Source organism: Limnospira platensis NIES-39 (genome assembly GCF_026000695.1).
Lineage (GTDB): Bacteria > Cyanobacteriota > Cyanobacteriia > Cyanobacteriales > Microcoleaceae > Limnospira > Limnospira platensis.
The window spans coordinates 6,608,906-6,627,153 of sequence record NZ_AP026945.1 but is presented as its reverse complement, the minus strand read 5'-3'; the positions used below and the strand labels follow the sequence as shown (position 1 = coordinate 6,627,153).

The 18,248-nt window shown below is 43.9% G+C and carries 14 protein-coding genes; 8 read left to right on the top strand and 6 right to left on the bottom strand.

Annotation, left to right across the window (positions count from 1 at the left end; translation table 11 throughout):
- Positions 1–128: 128 nt before the first annotated feature.
- Positions 129–356 carry a hypothetical protein gene (locus N39L_RS32370; protein ID WP_006619282.1) on the bottom strand — a complete coding sequence of 76 codons (228 nt, stop codon included), beginning with the start codon at positions 354–356 and terminating at the stop codon, positions 129–131.
- Positions 357–679: 323 nt separating this feature from the next.
- On the opposite strand from N39L_RS32370, the gene N39L_RS32365 reads away from it, so the two are divergent.
- Together N39L_RS32365 and N39L_RS32360 are read left to right on the top strand one after the other, a co-directional pair.
- The gene (locus tag N39L_RS32365) at positions 680–3,898 is read left to right on the top strand and encodes an SGNH/GDSL hydrolase family protein (protein WP_014277495.1); all 3,219 of its coding nucleotides are present in this window, start codon (positions 680–682) and stop codon (positions 3,896–3,898) included.
- Positions 3,899–3,916: 18 nt separating this feature from the next.
- A complete protein-coding gene (locus N39L_RS32360) occupies positions 3,917–4,936 on the top strand; it encodes a serine hydrolase domain-containing protein (protein ID WP_231852052.1) in 1,020 nt (339 codons plus the stop codon).
- 64 nt (positions 4,937–5,000) lie between these two features.
- Here N39L_RS32360 and N39L_RS32355 read toward each other — a convergent pair whose 3' ends face one another.
- Positions 5,001–5,555, bottom strand: a complete 555-nt coding sequence (locus tag N39L_RS32355; protein WP_014277493.1) for a DUF3124 domain-containing protein — start codon at positions 5,553–5,555, stop codon at positions 5,001–5,003.
- Between the two features lie 28 nt (positions 5,556–5,583).
- Positions 5,584–6,813 (bottom strand): potassium/proton antiporter, encoded by a 1,230-nt coding sequence (locus tag N39L_RS32350; RefSeq protein WP_014277492.1) that lies wholly within the window; start codon positions 6,811–6,813, stop codon positions 5,584–5,586.
- 140 nt (positions 6,814–6,953) lie between these two features.
- On the opposite strand from N39L_RS32350, the gene N39L_RS32345 reads away from it, so the two are divergent.
- Entirely contained in the window at positions 6,954–9,326 is a 2,373-nt protein-coding gene (locus tag N39L_RS32345) for a DNA phosphorothioation-associated putative methyltransferase (protein ID WP_014277491.1), read from the top strand.
- A gap of 131 nt (positions 9,327–9,457) precedes the next feature.
- Positions 9,458–10,255: a pentapeptide repeat-containing protein gene (locus N39L_RS32340; RefSeq protein WP_006619276.1), complete on the top strand. Its 798-nt coding sequence runs from the start codon at positions 9,458–9,460 to the stop codon at positions 10,253–10,255.
- 92 nt (positions 10,256–10,347) lie between these two features.
- On the opposite strand, the gene N39L_RS32335 is transcribed toward N39L_RS32340, so the two are convergent.
- Entirely contained in the window at positions 10,348–11,865 is a 1,518-nt protein-coding gene (locus N39L_RS32335) for a UbiD family decarboxylase (RefSeq protein WP_006619275.1), read from the bottom strand.
- Here N39L_RS32335 and N39L_RS32330 point away from each other — a divergent pair.
- The 4 genes from N39L_RS32330 (at position 11,864) to galT (ending at position 15,819) form a co-directional block, all read left to right on the top strand.
- Positions 11,864–12,031 (top strand): hypothetical protein, encoded by a 168-nt coding sequence (locus tag N39L_RS32330; RefSeq protein WP_014277490.1) that lies wholly within the window; start codon positions 11,864–11,866, stop codon positions 12,029–12,031. The genes N39L_RS32335 and N39L_RS32330 overlap by 2 nt on opposite strands.
- Positions 12,032–12,210: 179 nt before the next feature.
- Positions 12,211–13,611, top strand: coding sequence for an NYN domain-containing protein (locus N39L_RS32325; RefSeq protein ID WP_014277489.1), 1,401 nt, complete (start codon positions 12,211–12,213; stop codon positions 13,609–13,611).
- A gap of 86 nt (positions 13,612–13,697) precedes the next feature.
- A complete protein-coding gene (hppD, locus tag N39L_RS32320) occupies positions 13,698–14,753 on the top strand; it encodes a 4-hydroxyphenylpyruvate dioxygenase (protein ID WP_014277488.1) in 1,056 nt (351 codons plus the stop codon).
- A gap of 55 nt (positions 14,754–14,808) precedes the next feature.
- A complete protein-coding gene (gene galT / locus N39L_RS32315) occupies positions 14,809–15,819 on the top strand; it encodes a galactose-1-phosphate uridylyltransferase (protein ID WP_014277487.1) in 1,011 nt (336 codons plus the stop codon).
- A 355-nt stretch (positions 15,820–16,174) separates the two neighbouring features.
- Here the strand turns inward: galT and N39L_RS32310 are convergent, their stop codons facing one another.
- Together N39L_RS32310 and N39L_RS32305 are read right to left on the bottom strand one after the other, a co-directional pair.
- Positions 16,175–16,615 carry an SH3 domain-containing protein gene (locus N39L_RS32310; protein ID WP_006619271.1) on the bottom strand — a complete coding sequence of 147 codons (441 nt, stop codon included), beginning with the start codon at positions 16,613–16,615 and terminating at the stop codon, positions 16,175–16,177.
- A 126-nt stretch (positions 16,616–16,741) separates the two neighbouring features.
- Positions 16,742–18,247 (bottom strand): AAA family ATPase, encoded by a 1,506-nt coding sequence (locus tag N39L_RS32305; RefSeq protein WP_014277486.1) that lies wholly within the window; start codon positions 18,245–18,247, stop codon positions 16,742–16,744.
- Position 18,248: the final 1 nt, after the last annotated feature.

The following is an 18,248-nucleotide window of genomic DNA, read 5'->3' as shown; positions in this document are numbered from 1 at the left end:
CTGTCCCCAGGTAATCGGCTTTCCCCCTAGGTAAATCTCCCCCACCCATCAGCCCTTATTCTTCAATTCTCCCTTATTATGCTAGGAATTATGGGGAAAATCAACATCCCAGGGAGGTTTTTGGGCTGTCAATTATCAACTTGGTTAGGAAAATGTAGGACGGGTAGGCGATCGCCTCGGAAAACTTCCTCGCTACCCTCACTCAAACTCAACACCAACTCTTGCACATTATGAATGGCGGCGAAAGCCACAACTACAGGGGCTGTTGCCAATGCCATAAGTAAATCAGAAGCTAAAAGGGGGGGTTTCGGGGATATATTGTCGGAAACTGGGGTATCATCGGAAGCAGAAGACATCTGTAACTTGCCTCAACAGTTGGTTAACTAACTATGCCAGAAGATGTGATCCGGGGCAAACTGCCCGCAATAGACCGCTGGATATAGCCCAATGAAAATTGGCTATGGGAATATGTATAATGGTATTGTCGGGGCTTAAGCGAGCCCGTTAGACTCTCAAAACAGACATAAAAACAGTAAGTTGGAGACAAGCCATTGCCTGTCTCTACTGCCAAGGGTTTAAAAGCGTGGTCAGCGGATCTAGTCCGGGGTTGAAGCCTGATTGGATGCACTGAACTAATCGCACAGTATACATAGTAACTTATTTTGGCGTAATGTAGCGCGTGGTTAGGGATTATTCAGGATTAAAGCAATGGTCAATTGATGCTGCTGGCACTGCCGGGGTTGATGTACAGACCAGGTTGCGAGGGAATCATTTACATATTTTGTGCGAGGCACTCCCCTCTCCTCGAGAGACAGTGGTGGTGTCTCAATTCAAGATGGCTTTAGACCGCACGCCGCTAGAGTCTTTACTGCCCCGCGATGCTCCGAAAATTTATAAGATATTTGTTTCGGGTCGCGAGACAGGTGCTAAACGCCCTGAGTGGACGGTTAAACTGGATTATCCGACTACGGGGACAGAAACACCGACAAGGACCCCTAACGGGTCAACAGAAGATGAGAGTCAGGGGGTGGGACTGCGAAAATGGTTGGGAGGTCTAGCCGATCGCACTTTCATTGGCGATCGCCCATCTTCGTCAACTACTACCTCTGACGCGCCCCGGGTAATCATTACCCCGGTTAGTGAAACTACGACGGCGGAAACAGACCCGCCACCAACTGACCTAGCTACGCCTCCCGATAGTCCGGTGGAACCTGCCCTAGTGGCAACCCCGGAAAATTTGGCGCGCCGGGGTAATCCTGATGCGATCGCCAGTATTCTCAGCGAAATTCTGGGTGGGTTAGGGGTCAGTGTCAAAGTCAGCATTCGCAACTATAAAGGCGACAAATCAACCCCAACCCCATCGAAACGGCGGCGGTTATGGGTACTGTGTGAGTCAGCCTACAGCCCGGACCCTTCCCTATTAGCAGAACCGATAGCTAGTAGGCTGCGGGAATTGCAACTGCAAGAGTTCCGCGATGCCTGCATTTTACTACGGGTGGAAGGGGAAACTCAAGCGGATTGGATGCTGCGGATTGACTTAACTCCGCCCGATCGCATTCTGAAAGATTGGGCGCGGTGGGGAGACTCTGAGGCGATCGCGATTCTGCTTAATCAAAAACTGGCGGATCTAGGTATTGGACTTAGGGCTACCCTCAAAGAATCTACCCTACACCTGTTTTGTCACCAATTAGGGGATACGAAAAATAATCGTCGTCGCCCCTCCCCCCCGAAGGAAACAGTTGTCACCGCTTGTCGGGAAATTTTAAATGCGATCGCCCCCCAAGGTATTCGCGCCGCCACTATTTACGGGGTAGAAATCAGCCCAACAGGTCAAGAAGCCCAAAAGCCGACTTGGATTGATTGGCTGAATTTACCTGCTTTTGAACATCCCGACCTGCAAACTCCCACCGAGACCCTCGCCACCCTGGGAGATATCGATGCGATTAAATTCCAAATTGAACGTCTGATTAACCCTAACCTAGAAACTAAACTCGCCACCGGGGGAACTAAAGTTCTGGCATTACGCAAGGGGAAACTGATCCATGTGATGACAGAAGCGCCTACTTGTCCTTCTCAATCTCGCGTCGCCCTCCCGATCGCCAGATTTTTACAAGCCCAAGGTATTGAAGGGGTGGAAGGAGTCCGCATCTATGGACGGCGGGCGGGTCAAAAATACCCCCTCTGGCGCTATGGTATTTCTTTAAAACCGACGGAGATAGATCAACCATTAACTGCTTCGGAAGATTTTATCACCTCAGAATTAACCGCCACGGGGGCGGGAGAACAGATGGGGCAGTTGGTATTTTCTCCGGGTATTAATGTTGATGGTGCAGATAGTGATTTGCCATCATCTCAGGTTTTATCAGGACTGCATTACCTGAGCGAAACCATTAGCCAATTTTTGATGGCTTCTCACTTATTTGTCAGTAAAAATAGCCCGGATATTGTAGTTGAAAAAACCTCTCAGCGCTATCAAAAACGCGCTCTGGCTGTGGCTTGTGGGATACTGGGATTTTTGATGGTTTGGCAAAGCGATCGCCTGGTGGGAAATCTGCTTGATTCTATTGCTATGACTGCTATCTCTGCTGAGATTTCTGAGGCGGAAACGGAGGAGGGAACCCCTACAGGCCCTTCCTTATCAGCGGCACCGCCCACGGGTTGGTTATCGGCTTTACAGGCGTTAGGTTCCGGTGAAGAGGATGGGGTTTTTAATAACTCTGGTTTTACTTCCCGACCGTCCCAGGCGATCGCTGCTGTTTGTGATGTTGATGATACTCAATGCCGTTTGTCGCAATTTGTTTACCCGACCTTCCGAAGTTCACAACTAGATGAACAGATTGTCCGCTATCAACAATATATCGCTACCCATAAAAGACCCCCAGATATACTAATTATAGGCAGTTCTCGCGCCTTGCGAGGCATTGATCCAGAGGTTTTGAGTAGGGGATTGGTAGCAGAAGGTCATCCGCCTTTACGGGTGTTTAATTTTGGTATAAATGGGGCAACTGTGCAAATTGTCGATTTAATTATTCGGCGGATTCTGCCCCCTGAACAATTGCCTCAGTTGATTATTTTAGCTGATGGGGTGCGGGCGCTAAATAGTGGTCGAGAAGACCGGACTTATCAGGCGATTTCGGCATCAGAAGGCTATCAGCAAATTAGCCAAGGTACTTTTCAAATTGTCCCCCCAGATTCCTTTGAACCACCACCAAATCTTCAGGAAACTTTGCTGGCATTAACTGAAAATGCCCTAGAAGGAAGGTGGGACCAACAGCAGTTTCAACAGGCTATTCAAGAGCAAATTTCCCAGGTTTCCCAAGCCTATAAACAGCGCGATCGCTTCAAGGCTGTTTTACAATCTATTGCTAATGGTCGTGCCTTTGCTACGCCGCCAACCCCCTCTGAACAACAGGAATTAGCCGAGGCAGACACCGAGGAGGAAGCTAGATTTTTGCCTAATGGATTTTTGCCTTTGTCGGTGCGCTTTGACCCAGAAATTTACTATCAAAACCATGCTAGGGTTTCGGGTTATTATGATAGCGATTATCAAGGGTTTGAATTACAAGGCATCCAGACCCAATCTTTGAAGAATATAATCGCTTATACTCAATCGTTTCGGATTCCTGTGGTATTTGTCAATATGCCACTAACTGATCATTATTTTGACCCGGTTCGCAGTGCCTATGAGGAGAAATTCCGGGAACACATGGAGAGGGTGGCTGCTGAAACTGGTTTGGTTTTTCTTGATTTGGGGTGGCGCTGGCTGGATAATTATGACTATTTCTCTGACCCTAGTCATCTCAACCGCTATGGCGCGATCGCTGTGGCTGAATATTTGGCAACTCAACAGGTGATTCCTTGGCCGGATAATGATATTATAGCTAATCCTAAACTATAATACACTCTAGTTGTAATGATGATGGCCTTAACTGAAAGTTTACAATTTCTTTTAGATGAAGCGACGGCGGAACAAAATGTTCCGGGGGGAGTTCTTTATGTGGCAACTCCTGAAGGAAAATATGAGATAGCATCGGGTTTTTCTTATGTGACTAAACGCCATAAAGTCCAGCGTCGCGATCGCTTTCGGATTGGTGCTATTACTCAGGTTTTTGTGGCTACGGTGGTTTTACAATTATACCAAAATCGTGCCCTGAATTTAGAAGATAATTTGACCAAATGGCTGGATAAAGAAATATGCGATCGCCTGGAAAATAGCGACAAAATTACGATTCGACAATTGCTTAATCATAGCAGCGGTTTGGATGATTACCTGGAAACTGATGAGTTTCAACAAGCGGTTAGTCAACGGGATAAAAATCAGTTTTGGACGGCTAAAGAAGCTATCTGTTTGGCAGATAATTTAGAATCTCTGGGGGTTCCTGGGGCGGGTCATTGTTACTCAAATACTAACTATATTTTGCTAGAGTTGATTGTGGAAGCAGTAACCGGAAATCCTCTCTATCAAGAAATGCGATCGCGGATTTTTGACCCCCTCGGTTTAAAGGATACTTTTACCGAATACCGCGAAACTCCCCCCCCGAAACACAAGAGTTGTCAAAATTGCATCAGTCCGGAAAAATTAGGCACTGGTTTAGGCGATCGTGGCTTAATTTCCAGTGCTTATGATGTGGGAAAATTTGCCGAAACTCTATTTATGACCGATGAACTCCTCAATGAGGATACTTTTGATAAAATGATTAATTGGTTTCAAGATAATGAGGGGGGTTTCTATGGCTTGGGAGTTAATAGTTGGGATGCTAAAGAATGGGGAGATGTTTGGGGATATACTGGTGGAATAGATGGCTATTCATCAGCCTTATGGCATCTTCCTGATGAGGAAATGACCATTGTAGTTTTGCTGGATGAAGATATTGATACCACTCCCGATTATATCATTGAGCGGGTTCTGGCGGTTATTCTTGAGGATGAATTATAATTGACTGTAGTTAAGCTACCCTCTCCCCCAGCGAGAGGGTTCTGTCAACGGTCTATCTAATCCACTATTGTTGATTATTAATGACTTGTCCTCGACTGGTGAAAGCTAACCCCTGGGTTCCTGATACACCAATCATGACTGACTCCATTATCGGTTCAGAAATGGTGCTTTCTGATACCCACTCAACCAGAAAATTAGCACCAGAACCCCCGCTAGTATTGCTTTGTTCAATAAAAAATTCCATGCTGGCGAGAGGTGGCATTTTTAAGGCACTATCAAGGTAATTTTTCACCAAATTACCATCAGTATTGTAGTAACTCACAGAAGTGATAATGATGGGAGAATGTGGGTCGGTATTGCGAATACTAAGCGTACTTGCTAAATTATAGGCTTGTTGGGTGTTTCGGAAATAGATATGAGAGTAAACGGGAATATAAACAGTTTGTCCGGCTACAGCTTGAATTTCACTAATATCAATGGTTTGAGCCGCATCGGTAAATTTTTCGGTTGTAGTTGATTCTAACCCCGATTGTTGCTGACCTGTTGTGGTAGTTGGTTGGGGTGTACAGGCGACTAAAATCACCGCCAATATCGCCCCTATAAATATGTTGATTTTCATGATAATTTTACCCCGCAAATTGAGATTTTTAATTTTCTGACTCCGCCATTAAATCAAGTTTCTTAGCTAGAGGTGATAGGGATAGACCCTGAACCAGTAAGGATATAATCACCATAAAAAAGATGACATGAAAAATCTGATTAGCACCTTGAATACCAGCGGTTAAAGGAAAAGTTGCTAAAACAATGGGAACAGCCCCCCGTAAACCTACCCAAGACACAAAAAGTTTTTCTTTAATTGGCATCTTTACTAATGATAGACAAGAAAGGGTAGCAATGGGACGCGCCACGAAAATTAAAAATAAACCCATTGCTATTCCCACCGCAGCGATAGGAATAAGTTGGGACGGAATCACTAGCAATCCTAGGTTTAAGAACATGATAATTTGCATCAGCCAAGCTAGGGCTTCATAGAAACTAAAAATATTTTTTCCTGCACTAGGAAGGTGGGAATTGCCAACCACTAAACCTGCTATATAAGCAGCCAGAAAACCATTACCACCGACAACGGTACTTAAACCATAGGTGAGCAAAGTTAGAGCGAGTGTCATTACAGAATATAGCCCTTCAGCAGTTAAATTCATGCTACGAATTGCCCAAACTGTCCCCTTGCCCAAGCCATATCCCATCGCCAGGCCCATCAACATTTGCATAATCACCGATAGGATTAAAGACCACAATGAGAACTGCCCTTGTTCCAAGATTTGCACGATTTCAATAGTTAGTAAAGCGGCCATGGGGTCATTACTGCCAGATTCAAATTCTAGCAAAGGTTGCAGATTTCCCAGCAAACCTAAATTACCCGATCGCAAAATTGAAAATACGGCGGCTGCATCAGTAGAAGAAATAATCGCCCCTAACAATAATCCTTCAGTTAAATTAATTCCTCTTACGCCAATATTAAAGGTGGAAAAGGAACCCAGCGTAAACCAAGCAAAAATCCCTAATAAAAGAGTGGTTAACCCGACTCCTACTGTAGCGAGAGTGAGTCCGGGAATTAACACGGGACGAATTTTCGCCCACTTAGTATCTAGTCCGCCGGAAAATAAAATAATAATCAGCGCCATATCTCCGATAGCCCTAGTTAATTCGGGGTTGTTGTATTTAATACCGATTAAACCTTCGGAACCCATTAAAATTCCAATCATTAGGAACAGTAGCAAACTAGGAACACCTAAGTGAATGGCGGCTTTACTAGCAATGACACTAGCTAACAGCAGGATAGCAATGGCAATAGATAAATATTCGATCGCAATCATCTAAAATTTCGGTTAAGGTTTGACGGAAACTGCTAAATACATAGCAATCTTTTTGAAAAAAGACAAGGGAGGAATTTTCCTGGAGGTCTTTATGTCATATAATACCTGCCAAGATAGTCCGACTGTGGAGATCAGTTGCAATGAACAGCCATGATGTCATTCAGTGTAGCAGTGACAGTTGGGATTTTGCCATCAATCACCGCCTAACGAGGGGTTTAAATGTTCACCCAACGGCTGATGATTTGATTTTGTACCTAGCCCTGAAGGCAGTTGAATTTCAGCTTCCCCCCCAGATTAACCGATTTAGTGACCTTTCTGCTCAGTGGCATGAGGAAATCGATCGCACTTTTGGTAGCTACCAGCAAGCCTGTGTGGCGGTTAACCAGCTTTTACTAGGGCTTCATGAACTTAGGGCGATCGCCCATTGTTGTCACCAAAGCCCCATTGGTAAAAAACTCCCCGTCGCCCTGTATGTGCATATTTCTGCCCTTAACCGCCTTGACCCGCTGCTGCGCCTATATGAACATCTAGCCCGCCAAGCCCTTAACCCACCTCCCCCCACAACTCTGATTAAATTTCATACGGATAAACCGATTATTTCTTATTTGTTTTACCCGGATTTTGATACAGATGCTCACCCGGATTTAGCCACGAGTTATCAAGTGCTAGTCCCCAGGGGGAGAGTTAATTTTTCTAACTATACTAACAGCAATAACCCGCCTATCCTACACCGTAAAGAAACTTTTGTGGCGGCGGAATATCCTCTATATGAAAGTTTTAACCAATTAACTAAGATGGAGGAAAATTTGGGATTATTAAGTAAAAAAACTCGACTTTATAGCAGTATTGGAACACGCCAAGGCTGGTTAAATCATCTGGCTAGATGTGGTGTGGCTATTCAGGATCATCAGGTGGTTTATTTATCTGATCAGGAAGTGGAAACGGTGAGGATTACTCCTCGCATTGAACGCCACAAGGCTGCGATAATTCGGAAAAGTTTATCTCGCCCTGTACGCCTGGCGCTGGAAGCGGGATTATTTCGGGAAAATAGCAGTTTCTTTGATTATGGTTGTGGTTATGGAGGTGATCTAAAACAAATAAGCGATCGCGGTTATTTGTCAGCAGGTTGGGACCCTTACTATTCCCCAGAAACTCCCCAAGTTGTTTCGGAAATTGTGAATCTGGGTTATGTGATTAATGTGATTGAATGTCAGGTGGAAAGACGGGAAGCATTAATTCGGGCGTGGGAGTTAACGCAAAGGGTGTTAATTGTGGCGGCGCAAATTTTGATTGATGATTGCGATCGTGGTATTATTGCCTATGGGGATGGGGTGATTACTAATCGCAATACTTTTCAAAAGTATTACCAGCAAGAAGAATTGAAAATCTATATTGATCAGGTTTTGAATGTGGATTCTATCCCGATTGATTTGGGTGTTTATGTGGTATTTAGAGATGAATCAGAAGCTGAGGATTTTCGCGCATCCCGATTTCGATCGCGGGTTTCTTCTCCCCGTATTTGTGCCCAGGTTAAGCGTTTTGAAGAATATCAAGAACTCCTGCAACCTTTGATAGAGTTTTTGTGCGATCGTGGTCGGCTTCCGGTGGGGGCTGAACTTCAACAAACTTCGGAAATTGAGGCAGAATTTGGAACTATTAAACGCGCTTTTAAGGTAATTATGCAAGCCACTAACTCGCCCGAATGGGAACAAGTAGCAGATCGTCGTCGCCAAGATTTGCTGGTTTATCTAGCCCTCAGTCACTTTGGTAAACGGCGGAAATTGTCGGATTTGTCAGAACAGGTCAAAAATGACATTAAAGGGTTATTTGGTAGCTATAAAAAGGCTTGTGCTTTGGCTGATGTCATGCTTTATAGTATGGGGAACCCTGATATAATTGCTGAATGCTGTTACAATAGTGATATAGGTCAGAAGCGCCAAAACTCCCTTTGGGTTCATATTAGCGCCTTAGAGAAACTCGACCCCCTGTTAAGGGTATATGAGGGGTGCGCCCATAGGACTATCGGACGCTTAGAAGGAACAACCTTGATTAAATTTCACATTAAAACGCCGAAAATCACCTATTTATTTTATCCTGATTTTGATACGAATCCTCATCCGGTTCTACAAACCAAAATGGCGATCGACCTGCGAGATCTCCAGGTCAGTTATCGAAGTTATCAGGGTGCTAATGCTCCCATTCTTTATGCTAAGGAAGCCTTCGTTACCCCAGACTATCCCTCCTATGAAAAGTTTGCTAAACTTACCAGTCAGGAACAAGACTGGGGGCTTCTCGATGACAAATCAGCTATTCAAACCCTCGGAGGTTGGTTAAAATGTCTGGAGGAACACTGCGCGGAAATTCGAGGACATAGAGTTTATTGGCGATCGGATGCTGATCCTTATCAGGTTAAACTGATTAAATCAGCCCGCCGAAATCGTCGCCAAAAATCCCAATCAGTGACCGACCATACCGGAACTGAAAACGGGGACACTACACCAAGTGAGGAGTAATTCATTATCATCTTAAACCTCCCCATAGTAGCATATTTTTGTGTTTTTTAACCTCCCATGACGAATTGATGATATTGATATGAACTACCCGGACAATTACCGTTTAATTTTAACTAGGAGATGAAAGCCAGATGAATGCTGAAACATTACTAGCATCTTATGCTCAAGGGGAGCGAGACTTTCAGAAGGCTATTTTAATTGGGGTTCAACTCCAAGGGGCTTATCTTAATAGCATTAATCTGAATAAAGCTAATTTGATGAATGCCAGCCTTATTCAAGCGAATTTGAGTCTAGCAGAAATGATAAAAGCTAATTTAATTAATGCGGATATGGGTCATGCTAATCTCCGGGGTGCAGATTTTACCAAAGCCTATTTGAATGGGGCTAATTTGATGGGGGCTTCTTTGAATAAGGCTAAACTATTTAGTACCAGTATGGGTGGTGTCAATTTAATTTATGCCCAGCTAATTGGCGCGGATATCAGACAGGCTAACTTAACTCAAAGCAAACTAATTGGGGCTAATTTGAGTAATGCTAACCTGCAAGATGCACAACTAAATAATACTAATCTGATTGGTGCAGATCTGCGTGGTTCTATGTTACTCAATGTTGATTTTAGGGGTGCTAATTTGAGTAGTACTTTAATTAATGATGACACTCAGTTAGACCCTAAGTGGCGTGTGATTTGGAAAATTGCTAATCATGGAGGTCAAAAACATGATTTAACTGATGCTGATTTGACGGAAGCTAATTTAATTGGGGTGAATTTGAAGGAGGCTAATCTCAAGGGTGCCGATTTGCGAAAGGCTAATTTGAGTGGTGCTTTTTTAACTAATGCTCAAGTAGAGGGGGCTAAATTTAAAGGGGCGATCGGAATTTCCGAAAACGCCAAGTTTGACTTGAAAAGCCGGGGCGCAATTTTTGATTAAATAAACTCCTAAAAAGCGGGTTTTGGGGGTTATTTTTAGCTGTAAATAGCTATCAATAGCACCTATAAACCCGCCCGTAAATCTGATTTGGATCAGTGAATGTAATTGATTTCGTAGCCAAATTTATTAGGGTCAACTTCGTTTAAATTCACATCTGCTAACCCATACTCAGCCCAGCGACGTTCGACCATTTTAGCGACATCTGGATCTGATTCTAAGGCTTCCCCCCATTCGTGTTCAGTTTCTGGGGGGATTTTAGTGGTGGCATCAATACCCATCCTGCCCCCTAAACCAATTTTTTCACTGGCAAAATCTAAACTATCAAAGGGGGTATTAGGGAGAATAAATACATCCCTTGATGGATCAACTTTTGAGGCGATCGCCCATACGACTTGGCGCGGATCGCGGATATTAATATTTCGATCAACAACGATGACAAATTTGGTATATGTAAACTGCGGTAAAGCACTCCAAAAGGCTAAAGCAGCCCGCCGCGCTTGTCCGGGATAAGCCTTATCAATGGAAATAATTGCAGCCTTGTAGCTGAGGGCTTCCATTGGTAAAAAGAAATCACAAATTTCTGATACCTGCTGTCGCAGAATAGGAGTATAAATCCGATTAAGAGCGATCGCCATCATCGCCTCTTCTTTGGGTGGTCGTCCGCTAAAAGTGGTTAAATAAATCGGATCATGGCGGTGGGTAACACAGTGAAAGCGAATGAGTGGCGAATCTTCTACACCCCCATAATAACCCATGTGATCACCAAAGGGTCCATCGGGTAGCATTTCCCCTGGTGTGATAGTTCCTTCTAGGACAAATTCTGAATCTGCGGGAACTTCTAAATCTACGGTTTTACACTTAGCTAATTGCACCCCAGACCCCCCATATAATCCGGCAAATAACCATTCAGATAAATCTACGGGAATGGGAGTAGCCGCCGCCATGATAATCAGTGGATCAACACCTAGGGCGATCGCTATTTCTAACTTTTTACCATTTTCGGCTGCCTTCCGCAGATGTCTCGCCCCACCGCGCACGGATAACCAATGAACAGTCATGGTATTATGAGACTGTAATTGTAAGCGATATACGCCTACATTAGGAGTGCCGGTTTCACAATCTTTAGTGATTACCAATCCTAAAGTAATAATTTTTCCCGCATCACCAGAATAAGGGCGAATCATGGGAATTTTGGTTAAGTCTACTTCCTCCCCCTCAATCACTACTTCCTGACAGGGAGGAAACCAATTCCGTCCGGGTTTGGCTTTAACCACATCAAATAAAACCTTACCAAAATCTATGGCTTGGGAGATTTTTTTGGGTGGTTTAGGTTGCTGTAACATCCCCAGCTTTTTCCCTAATTCTTCTAACTCCTGGGGCTCTTCCATATTCATCGCCCAACACACCCTTTTTTCAGTCCCCAACAGGTTCACTGCTACCGGATAAGCGGCACCTTTGACATTTTCAAATAACAGCCCAGGACCGCCACACTGTAGCATTCGGTTGGCAATTTCGGCAATTTCTAAATCCGGGTCTACCAGGGCGCTAATTCTTCGTAACTGTCCCCGTTCTTCTAAGATTTTCAAAAATCCCCGCAGATCTCGTGCCATGATTTTTACAGTTTTTAAATTAACTGTTTTCTATTGTGACATAATCCGCTTAATCATGGTACTTCTCAAACGTCAATTATGGTGCGATCGAACCATTATCCCCTCAGTCTTCGCTGATCAGCATGGTTGGCTGAGTCTGCCCCAGCCAGATTCTATCAAAGTATGATCTCATGATCAGCCGCAGGGGGTATAATATTTTGGGAGTGCCTGATTAGACCCTAAAAGGGGAGTAATTGGCCCATTATCGGATGGTGGATCATAGTTACTGAACATGATCAAGGCGATCGCCATCCTCCATGCTAATCTAAATAATAGATAACAAATTTTGACGGTTTGTGTAGGGGTATGCCCCATCAGTCGCTCGTGCCACAGACAAATAATGGAACTACGGCGGTTAGTCAGATCAGTAACCTGATCTATCAGACGGTTGTCTCGTTTCAACAACAGCACCCGGAGTGCTTGAATGTTCGCTATCAGGGTATTTCCTGGGAACAACCCCAGTATCAAACTAAACTGTTAGCTAAATTGAATCAGGGGTTGGGTCAAGCGCCGAACCCAGAAGCATTGCTATCTAGGGTGAGATCTTATCTGAAATCTCTGCTAAATTCAGAGGCGATCGCTACTAATATCTTTAATCAACTCAAGCCTCAACTTCAGCAACTCCTCAATGCCGAAATCAACGAACATCTAAATACTTCGATTCCTAACTTCAATGGTCATGGAATGATGGATAATGGGGCGAGTATTCTACTACTTGATGCGGAAAATATCCAGCTCGACGCTGACGCAGAAAAGTTTTTAGAAAAAATCTGTCATTATCCGTTACAAATTAGGGTGGCTTTTGCTAACTGGCGCAGTTTAGGTAAAAAAGATGCTGAGTTTCATCAACGAGGCTATCAATTGATTCATGTACCGGCTGGAAAAGATAGCGCTGATTTGAAAATGGCAACGGTGGGGTCATCAATTTTTGTACATTATCCGACGGCGCGAGAAGTGCTGGTTTGCTCGTCAGATCAAGCGTTAATTCATCTCTGTAATACTTTACAATCTCACGGTTTGACGGTTTATCATGTCCGCAAAACTCAAGACCAAATTGTGGTATTTAATAGTCAAAATGGGACGACTCAAAAATATTCATTATCATCCTCAAAAAAAGTGATTCCCAAAGTGGAGGAATTGCTGGAACAATTACAAGAGTTAATTTTATTAGAACAACAGCGCAGTAATTGCTATTGGATTAAGCTAACCAAAATCTCTACCCTTTATCATAATCAATATAAATTGACGTTGACCCAGGTGATATCTGAACACTTTGTTGATTTTAAAGTCCAGGATATTTTTATCAAAAATCCTCTGATTTTTGCGGTGCATAAAATCTCAGAGCAATCTCAAATTTATGTGACTTTATTTAATGAAAATTTAACCATATCCACGGATAACGTATCACTCCAGGCTGTCGATGCAACCACACCAACCACTGCACCGACAACAATTAAATCCAGCGATGATTTAGAAAAGGCGCTAGTTAGTATTCTGAAAGAATTAACGAAAAAATCCCCTAATTCTCCAGTGCATATTTCAATTTTAGCTAGTCATTTTATGACCAAATATCATGTACCTATTAATCAGTTACTTAGCCAATTTAATGATAGCAAAAAATTTCCCAAATTTTTGGAGTCTTGCGGTTCCTTTCACCTCAAACAAACTCCCAAAGGTTGGGAGGTTGGTTTATTAAATCCTCACTGAGTTAATTTAGCGACGATCGCTTGTCTGTATCTTTTATACTAAAAGGTGGATTGTCTCAATGATGGCCAACTTGTCATCACTAATTTATGGAGTTCGACCACATTCATATCTATGTTGAGGATGCCATAGTATCTCGCAACTGGTTTATCGACAAATTCGGATTTGAGGAGATACTCCAAAACATCAATGATCATGATCATACAATTACTATCGCCAATGGCCCTATTTATATCCTCCTGTCCTCACCCCGCCACCCACAGAGTCCGGTGGCGAACTTTCTCCGCCAACACCCCCCCGGAATTGCTGATATAGCCTTTCGGGTAGATAATTTATCCCAAACAATAGATCGCGCTATTTCTGGCGGCGCAAAACTTCTGCAACCTGTACAAACCTATCACCATACGATCGCCTCTAGTCAATGGGCAATTATTTCGGGTTGGGGTTCCTTGCAACATTCCCTGATCGAAGTTAAGACTATTTCCCCCTATAAATGGCTTCCCGGCTGTCAATATCCGATTAAACTAAAGCGATCGCCGATTCATTTAACAGCCATTGATCATGTAGTCTTAAATGTGGAAGTCGGTGATATGAATGTCGCCGCCAACTGGTACAATTCCATTTTAGGACTCAACCCCGAACAAAGTTTTAACATTCAAACTGATTACTCTGGCTTATACAGTCAGGTGATGACATCCCCCCAAGGAAAAATTAAGTTTCCCATCAATGAACCCGCCTCTCCCAATTCCCAGATTCAAGAATTTTTGAATTTTAACCGGGGTTCGGGAATACAACATATTGCACTGACAACAACCAACATTATTGAAACGGTCAGTTTTCTCAAAAATCAGGATTTACAATTCTTATCAATTCCCGAAACTTATTATGATACAATCGAGGGGAGAGGAGCCGCTTACCGACTACAGCAAGATTGGGAACCCGTCAAAAAAAATCAAATTTTAGTAGACTGGAATCCTTCAAATTCAGCATCAATGCTGTTGCAAATTTTCACGAATCCAATTTTTAATCAACCCACTTTTTTCTGGGAATTAATCGAACGTCGTCAGTCAGCCCAAGGATTTGGTGAAGGCAATTTTAAGGCTTTATTTGAAGCCATAGAACGGCAACAAATCCAGCGAAGTTAATACTGATTTACTTGTTAAATAACTGCCTATTTTTTCTCATAACCAGGAAAGTATCATGACGGAACTACGACAAAACTTGGTGACTAGAGACTGGGTAATTATTGCCTCGGAACGGGCGAAAAGACCCCATGAATTTGCGCCCCCCTTGTCTAAACTAGAACCCTTACCTACCTACCGAGATGACTGTCCATTTTGTCCAGGAAATGAACATCTAACCGGAACTAAAGAGTGTTTACGACTGGCTGATAATGGTGGTTGGCGAGTGAGAGTAGTGGGGAATAAATATCCAGCTCTCTCTGATGTTGGTCAACGAGTTCGTCATGGTGAGGGTATCTTTAAATCCCTGTCGGGAGTGGGATATCATGAAGTAGTAATCGAACACCCTCGCCACGATTTAAATATTGCTTTGATGGATATTCAAGACATTAGCAATATTCTCCGGGTCTATCGCCAACGCTATAGCGAACTACGACAAGATGCTAGAGTGGAAACCATCATTATTTTTAAAAACCATGGAGGAAGTGCTGGGACTTCTTTAGAACATCCTCACTCACAAATTGCCGCCCTTCCTATTGTTCCTTATCAATGGCGCGATCGCGCTAGGGAAGCAGTCCGCTACTACGATGATACGGGAGAATGTCTTTTTTGTCGCACCCTCAAAGATGAACTAAAAGCAGGCGATCGCATTATTTACGCAGGGGAGCATTTTGTGGCATTTATTCCATACGCCGCCCTTTCCCCGTTTCATACATGGATTTTTCCCCGCAATCACGCTTCTTCCTTTGATGAAATTACGGATTTAGAAATCCCGGATTTAGCCCAAACGCTAAAAGTAGTAATGTCTCAATTTTATTTTGGTTTAAATAACCCCGATTTCAACTATACTATTCGTTCCATACCCACGGCTGAACAGCGCACGGATTATTTCCACTGGTATATTGCCATCATTCCCCGCGTTTCCCTAACCGCCGGCTTTGAACTAGGAAGCGGAATGTATATTAATACATCTGTTCCCGAAGAAAGTGCCGAATTTTTACGCTCTATTAAAATTCCCTCTAGTATTTGAAAAAGTCATCATTGCTGTGGGTCATTGCTGAGGGCCGCTTACAGGAGCAAAAAAAAGGCGACCCAGGGGCAGCTTATATCTGATGAAAACCGCGTTCTGAATTGTTGGCCTTGTTTTAGGCACTAATCCAGTGAGATACTACGAAAGAGATGCTACGAAAGATGAGTGAGCTTTGATGCTCAGAATAGGTAAGTATTATATATAATCTCAAGGTGTGGCAGATTTGGCAGTGATCGCGATCAAGTAAATCAGTGAATTTACGGATGGAAACTGGTGATGGGTTTCATACCCTAAGTGCGATCGCCTCATGGTGAAAGTTGTGTTTCAGATCACATCTGCCATCAACCCCAAGAATTTAGTTAATAGGCTCTGTATTGCCACCCCTTACCCAACCCGTGCGACCCTCATCAGTTGCAGCGCGAACCCGCTGCCATTGTCTATCTCCGCTATCTTCCAAAACAATAACCTCTTCTTGATATCCGACCCCACCGACCCGGTTAGCATTAAGACTAGGACTCTCCCTGATAATTAACCCAATGGGTTGAACCACGATCGCCCGATAGGCTCCCTCCTCTAATTGTGGCTCAGGTTCAGGAGTAGGCTCAGGAGTAGGCTCAGGAGTAGGGGTGCTGGCTGTTTCAACCACCACTGGTTGATCAGTAGCAAAAGTCGGCTTTTCCGGGAGTTCTGTCAACCTAGCGGCAAAGTACAAAGCCGCGGCCAGAGTTGCACCCGCCAAAATCAAGATAGCTAGGAACACACCGACTAAAAACTTAAAGATGCCATAAAGACTCATAGTATTTGGGGAAACATTTATTATCTGATCCGGATCGCCAAAAACAATCGACTAAATCAAACCTGATGATAGCGAACATTGGGACCACATCAAGGGGAGCCACAAATGACATAGCCTATTCCCCGTCTAAAATAGCTTATTGAGGCTATCTTGTCGGGAAGCCAATCTAGCCTTACCCGCCGCCGCCCAATCCTGTAAAAATTGAATCTGATCGCGGGCTGTACGAGCCAGAGGTATCATTTGACTAGCCGATTCCAGTATATCCTCAGTAGTGAAATCACGATTTTGACTAAAACCAATGTGCATAGCTTCAATCAAAGTTTGCTCAATTTCCGCCCCAGAGAAATCCGGCGTTTCATAAGCTAGGCGATCGATATCGTAATTTTTGAGACTTTGGGGGCGCAATTTAGTTAGGTGTACCTCAAAAATCGCCTTCCGCTCATCTTGGTTAGGCAAACCCACAAAAAATATCTCATCAAATCTACCCTTACGCAGAACTTCTGGCGGTAAAGATTGGATATTATTAGCAGTAGCCACGACAAAAACCGGAGAAGTTTTCTCAGCCAACCAAGTGATCACAGTGCCAAATACCCGGCTAGTTGTACCCGCATCGCCCTTACCATCAACCCCCGCAAAGGCTTTATCTATTTCATCAATCCATAGGACACAGGGAGCGAGAGCCTCTGCTAACTGAATCATTTGGCGAGTCCGAGATTCTGACTCTCCCACCAGTCCCGCAAACAACCGCCCCACATCTAAACGTAATAAGGGTAAATGCCAATGGTGAGCGATCGCCTTAGCCGTCAGAGATTTACCCGTCCCCTGAATCCCCACCAGCAGCAAACCACGGGGATAGGGCAATCCATACTGTCGCGCCCGTTCCGAAAAAGAGCCGCCCCGCCGTAGTAGCCAATCTTTGAGGTTATCGAGTCCGCCAATATCAGATATATTTTCCTTGGCCGGGTAGAAATCCAAAATCTGAGTTTGGCGAATAGTTTGGCGTTTTTCTTCCAAAATCAGCTCTATATCACTGGGTTGTAGTTCCCCATGATTAGCGATCGCCTTAGCCAAAATCCGCCTAATTCGCTCCATAGACAGACCCTGAAACGATCGCACCATTTCATCTAACAGACGCGGTTCCGGGGTTTGTCCCGTTGCCATCAATAGCCCTTCTACCGACTTAGCAATAGTGGGGCGATCGGGTAACGGAAATTCCAGAATCGTGATCACTTCGCTGAGGTCTTCAGCAATAGTAACTTGGGGGGAAATAATCACCAAATTTTTCGGTTGAGACTTCAGGCTACGCGCCAGGTTACGGATTTTACGAGAAATCGAAATATCATCTAAAAACCGATGAAAGTCCCGCAAAATAAAAATCGCCGGTGTCGTGTCCGGCACTTTTTCCACAAACTCCAAAGCTAGTAAGGGGTTACGAACCGCCAATCCTATATCATTAGGATTTCCCTCGTTGTAACCGTCCACAAAATCCCACACATAAACCGCTCGATTGCCTTGGTTCTTTCCTATCTGCTTGATAGCTAACTCCAGGCGCTCCTCCTCTAATGTGGGAATATAAATGACCGGATAGCGCGATCGCAGTAATAATTCAAACTCCTGGTTAAATTGGCTCATC

What these genes read in the sequence shown, in the direction of transcription:
- N39L_RS32370 (WP_006619282.1), bottom strand. Translation starts at nt 356, where the DNA reads ATGTCTTCTGCTTCCGATGATACCCCAGTTTCCGACAATATATCCCCG.
- N39L_RS32360 (WP_231852052.1), top strand. Translation starts at nt 3,917, where the DNA reads ATGATGGCCTTAACTGAAAGTTTACAATTTCTTTTAGATGAAGCGACG.
- N39L_RS32355 (WP_014277493.1), bottom strand. Translation starts at nt 5,555, where the DNA reads ATGAAAATCAACATATTTATAGGGGCGATATTGGCGGTGATTTTAGTC.
- N39L_RS32350 (WP_014277492.1), bottom strand. Translation starts at nt 6,813, where the DNA reads ATGATTGCGATCGAATATTTATCTATTGCCATTGCTATCCTGCTGTTA.
- N39L_RS32345 (WP_014277491.1), top strand. Translation starts at nt 6,954, where the DNA reads ATGAACAGCCATGATGTCATTCAGTGTAGCAGTGACAGTTGGGATTTT.
- N39L_RS32340 (WP_006619276.1), top strand. Translation starts at nt 9,458, where the DNA reads ATGAATGCTGAAACATTACTAGCATCTTATGCTCAAGGGGAGCGAGAC.
- N39L_RS32330 (WP_014277490.1), top strand. Translation starts at nt 11,864, where the DNA reads ATGATTTTTACAGTTTTTAAATTAACTGTTTTCTATTGTGACATAATC.
- N39L_RS32335 (WP_006619275.1), bottom strand. Translation starts at nt 11,865, where the DNA reads ATGGCACGAGATCTGCGGGGATTTTTGAAAATCTTAGAAGAACGGGGA.
- N39L_RS32325 (WP_014277489.1), top strand. Translation starts at nt 12,211, where the DNA reads ATGCCCCATCAGTCGCTCGTGCCACAGACAAATAATGGAACTACGGCG.
- hppD (WP_014277488.1), top strand. Translation starts at nt 13,698, where the DNA reads ATGGAGTTCGACCACATTCATATCTATGTTGAGGATGCCATAGTATCT.
- galT (WP_014277487.1), top strand. Translation starts at nt 14,809, where the DNA reads ATGACGGAACTACGACAAAACTTGGTGACTAGAGACTGGGTAATTATT.
- N39L_RS32310 (WP_006619271.1), bottom strand. Translation starts at nt 16,615, where the DNA reads ATGAGTCTTTATGGCATCTTTAAGTTTTTAGTCGGTGTGTTCCTAGCT.
- N39L_RS32305 (WP_014277486.1), bottom strand. Translation starts at nt 18,247, where the DNA reads ATGAGCCAATTTAACCAGGAGTTTGAATTATTACTGCGATCGCGCTAT.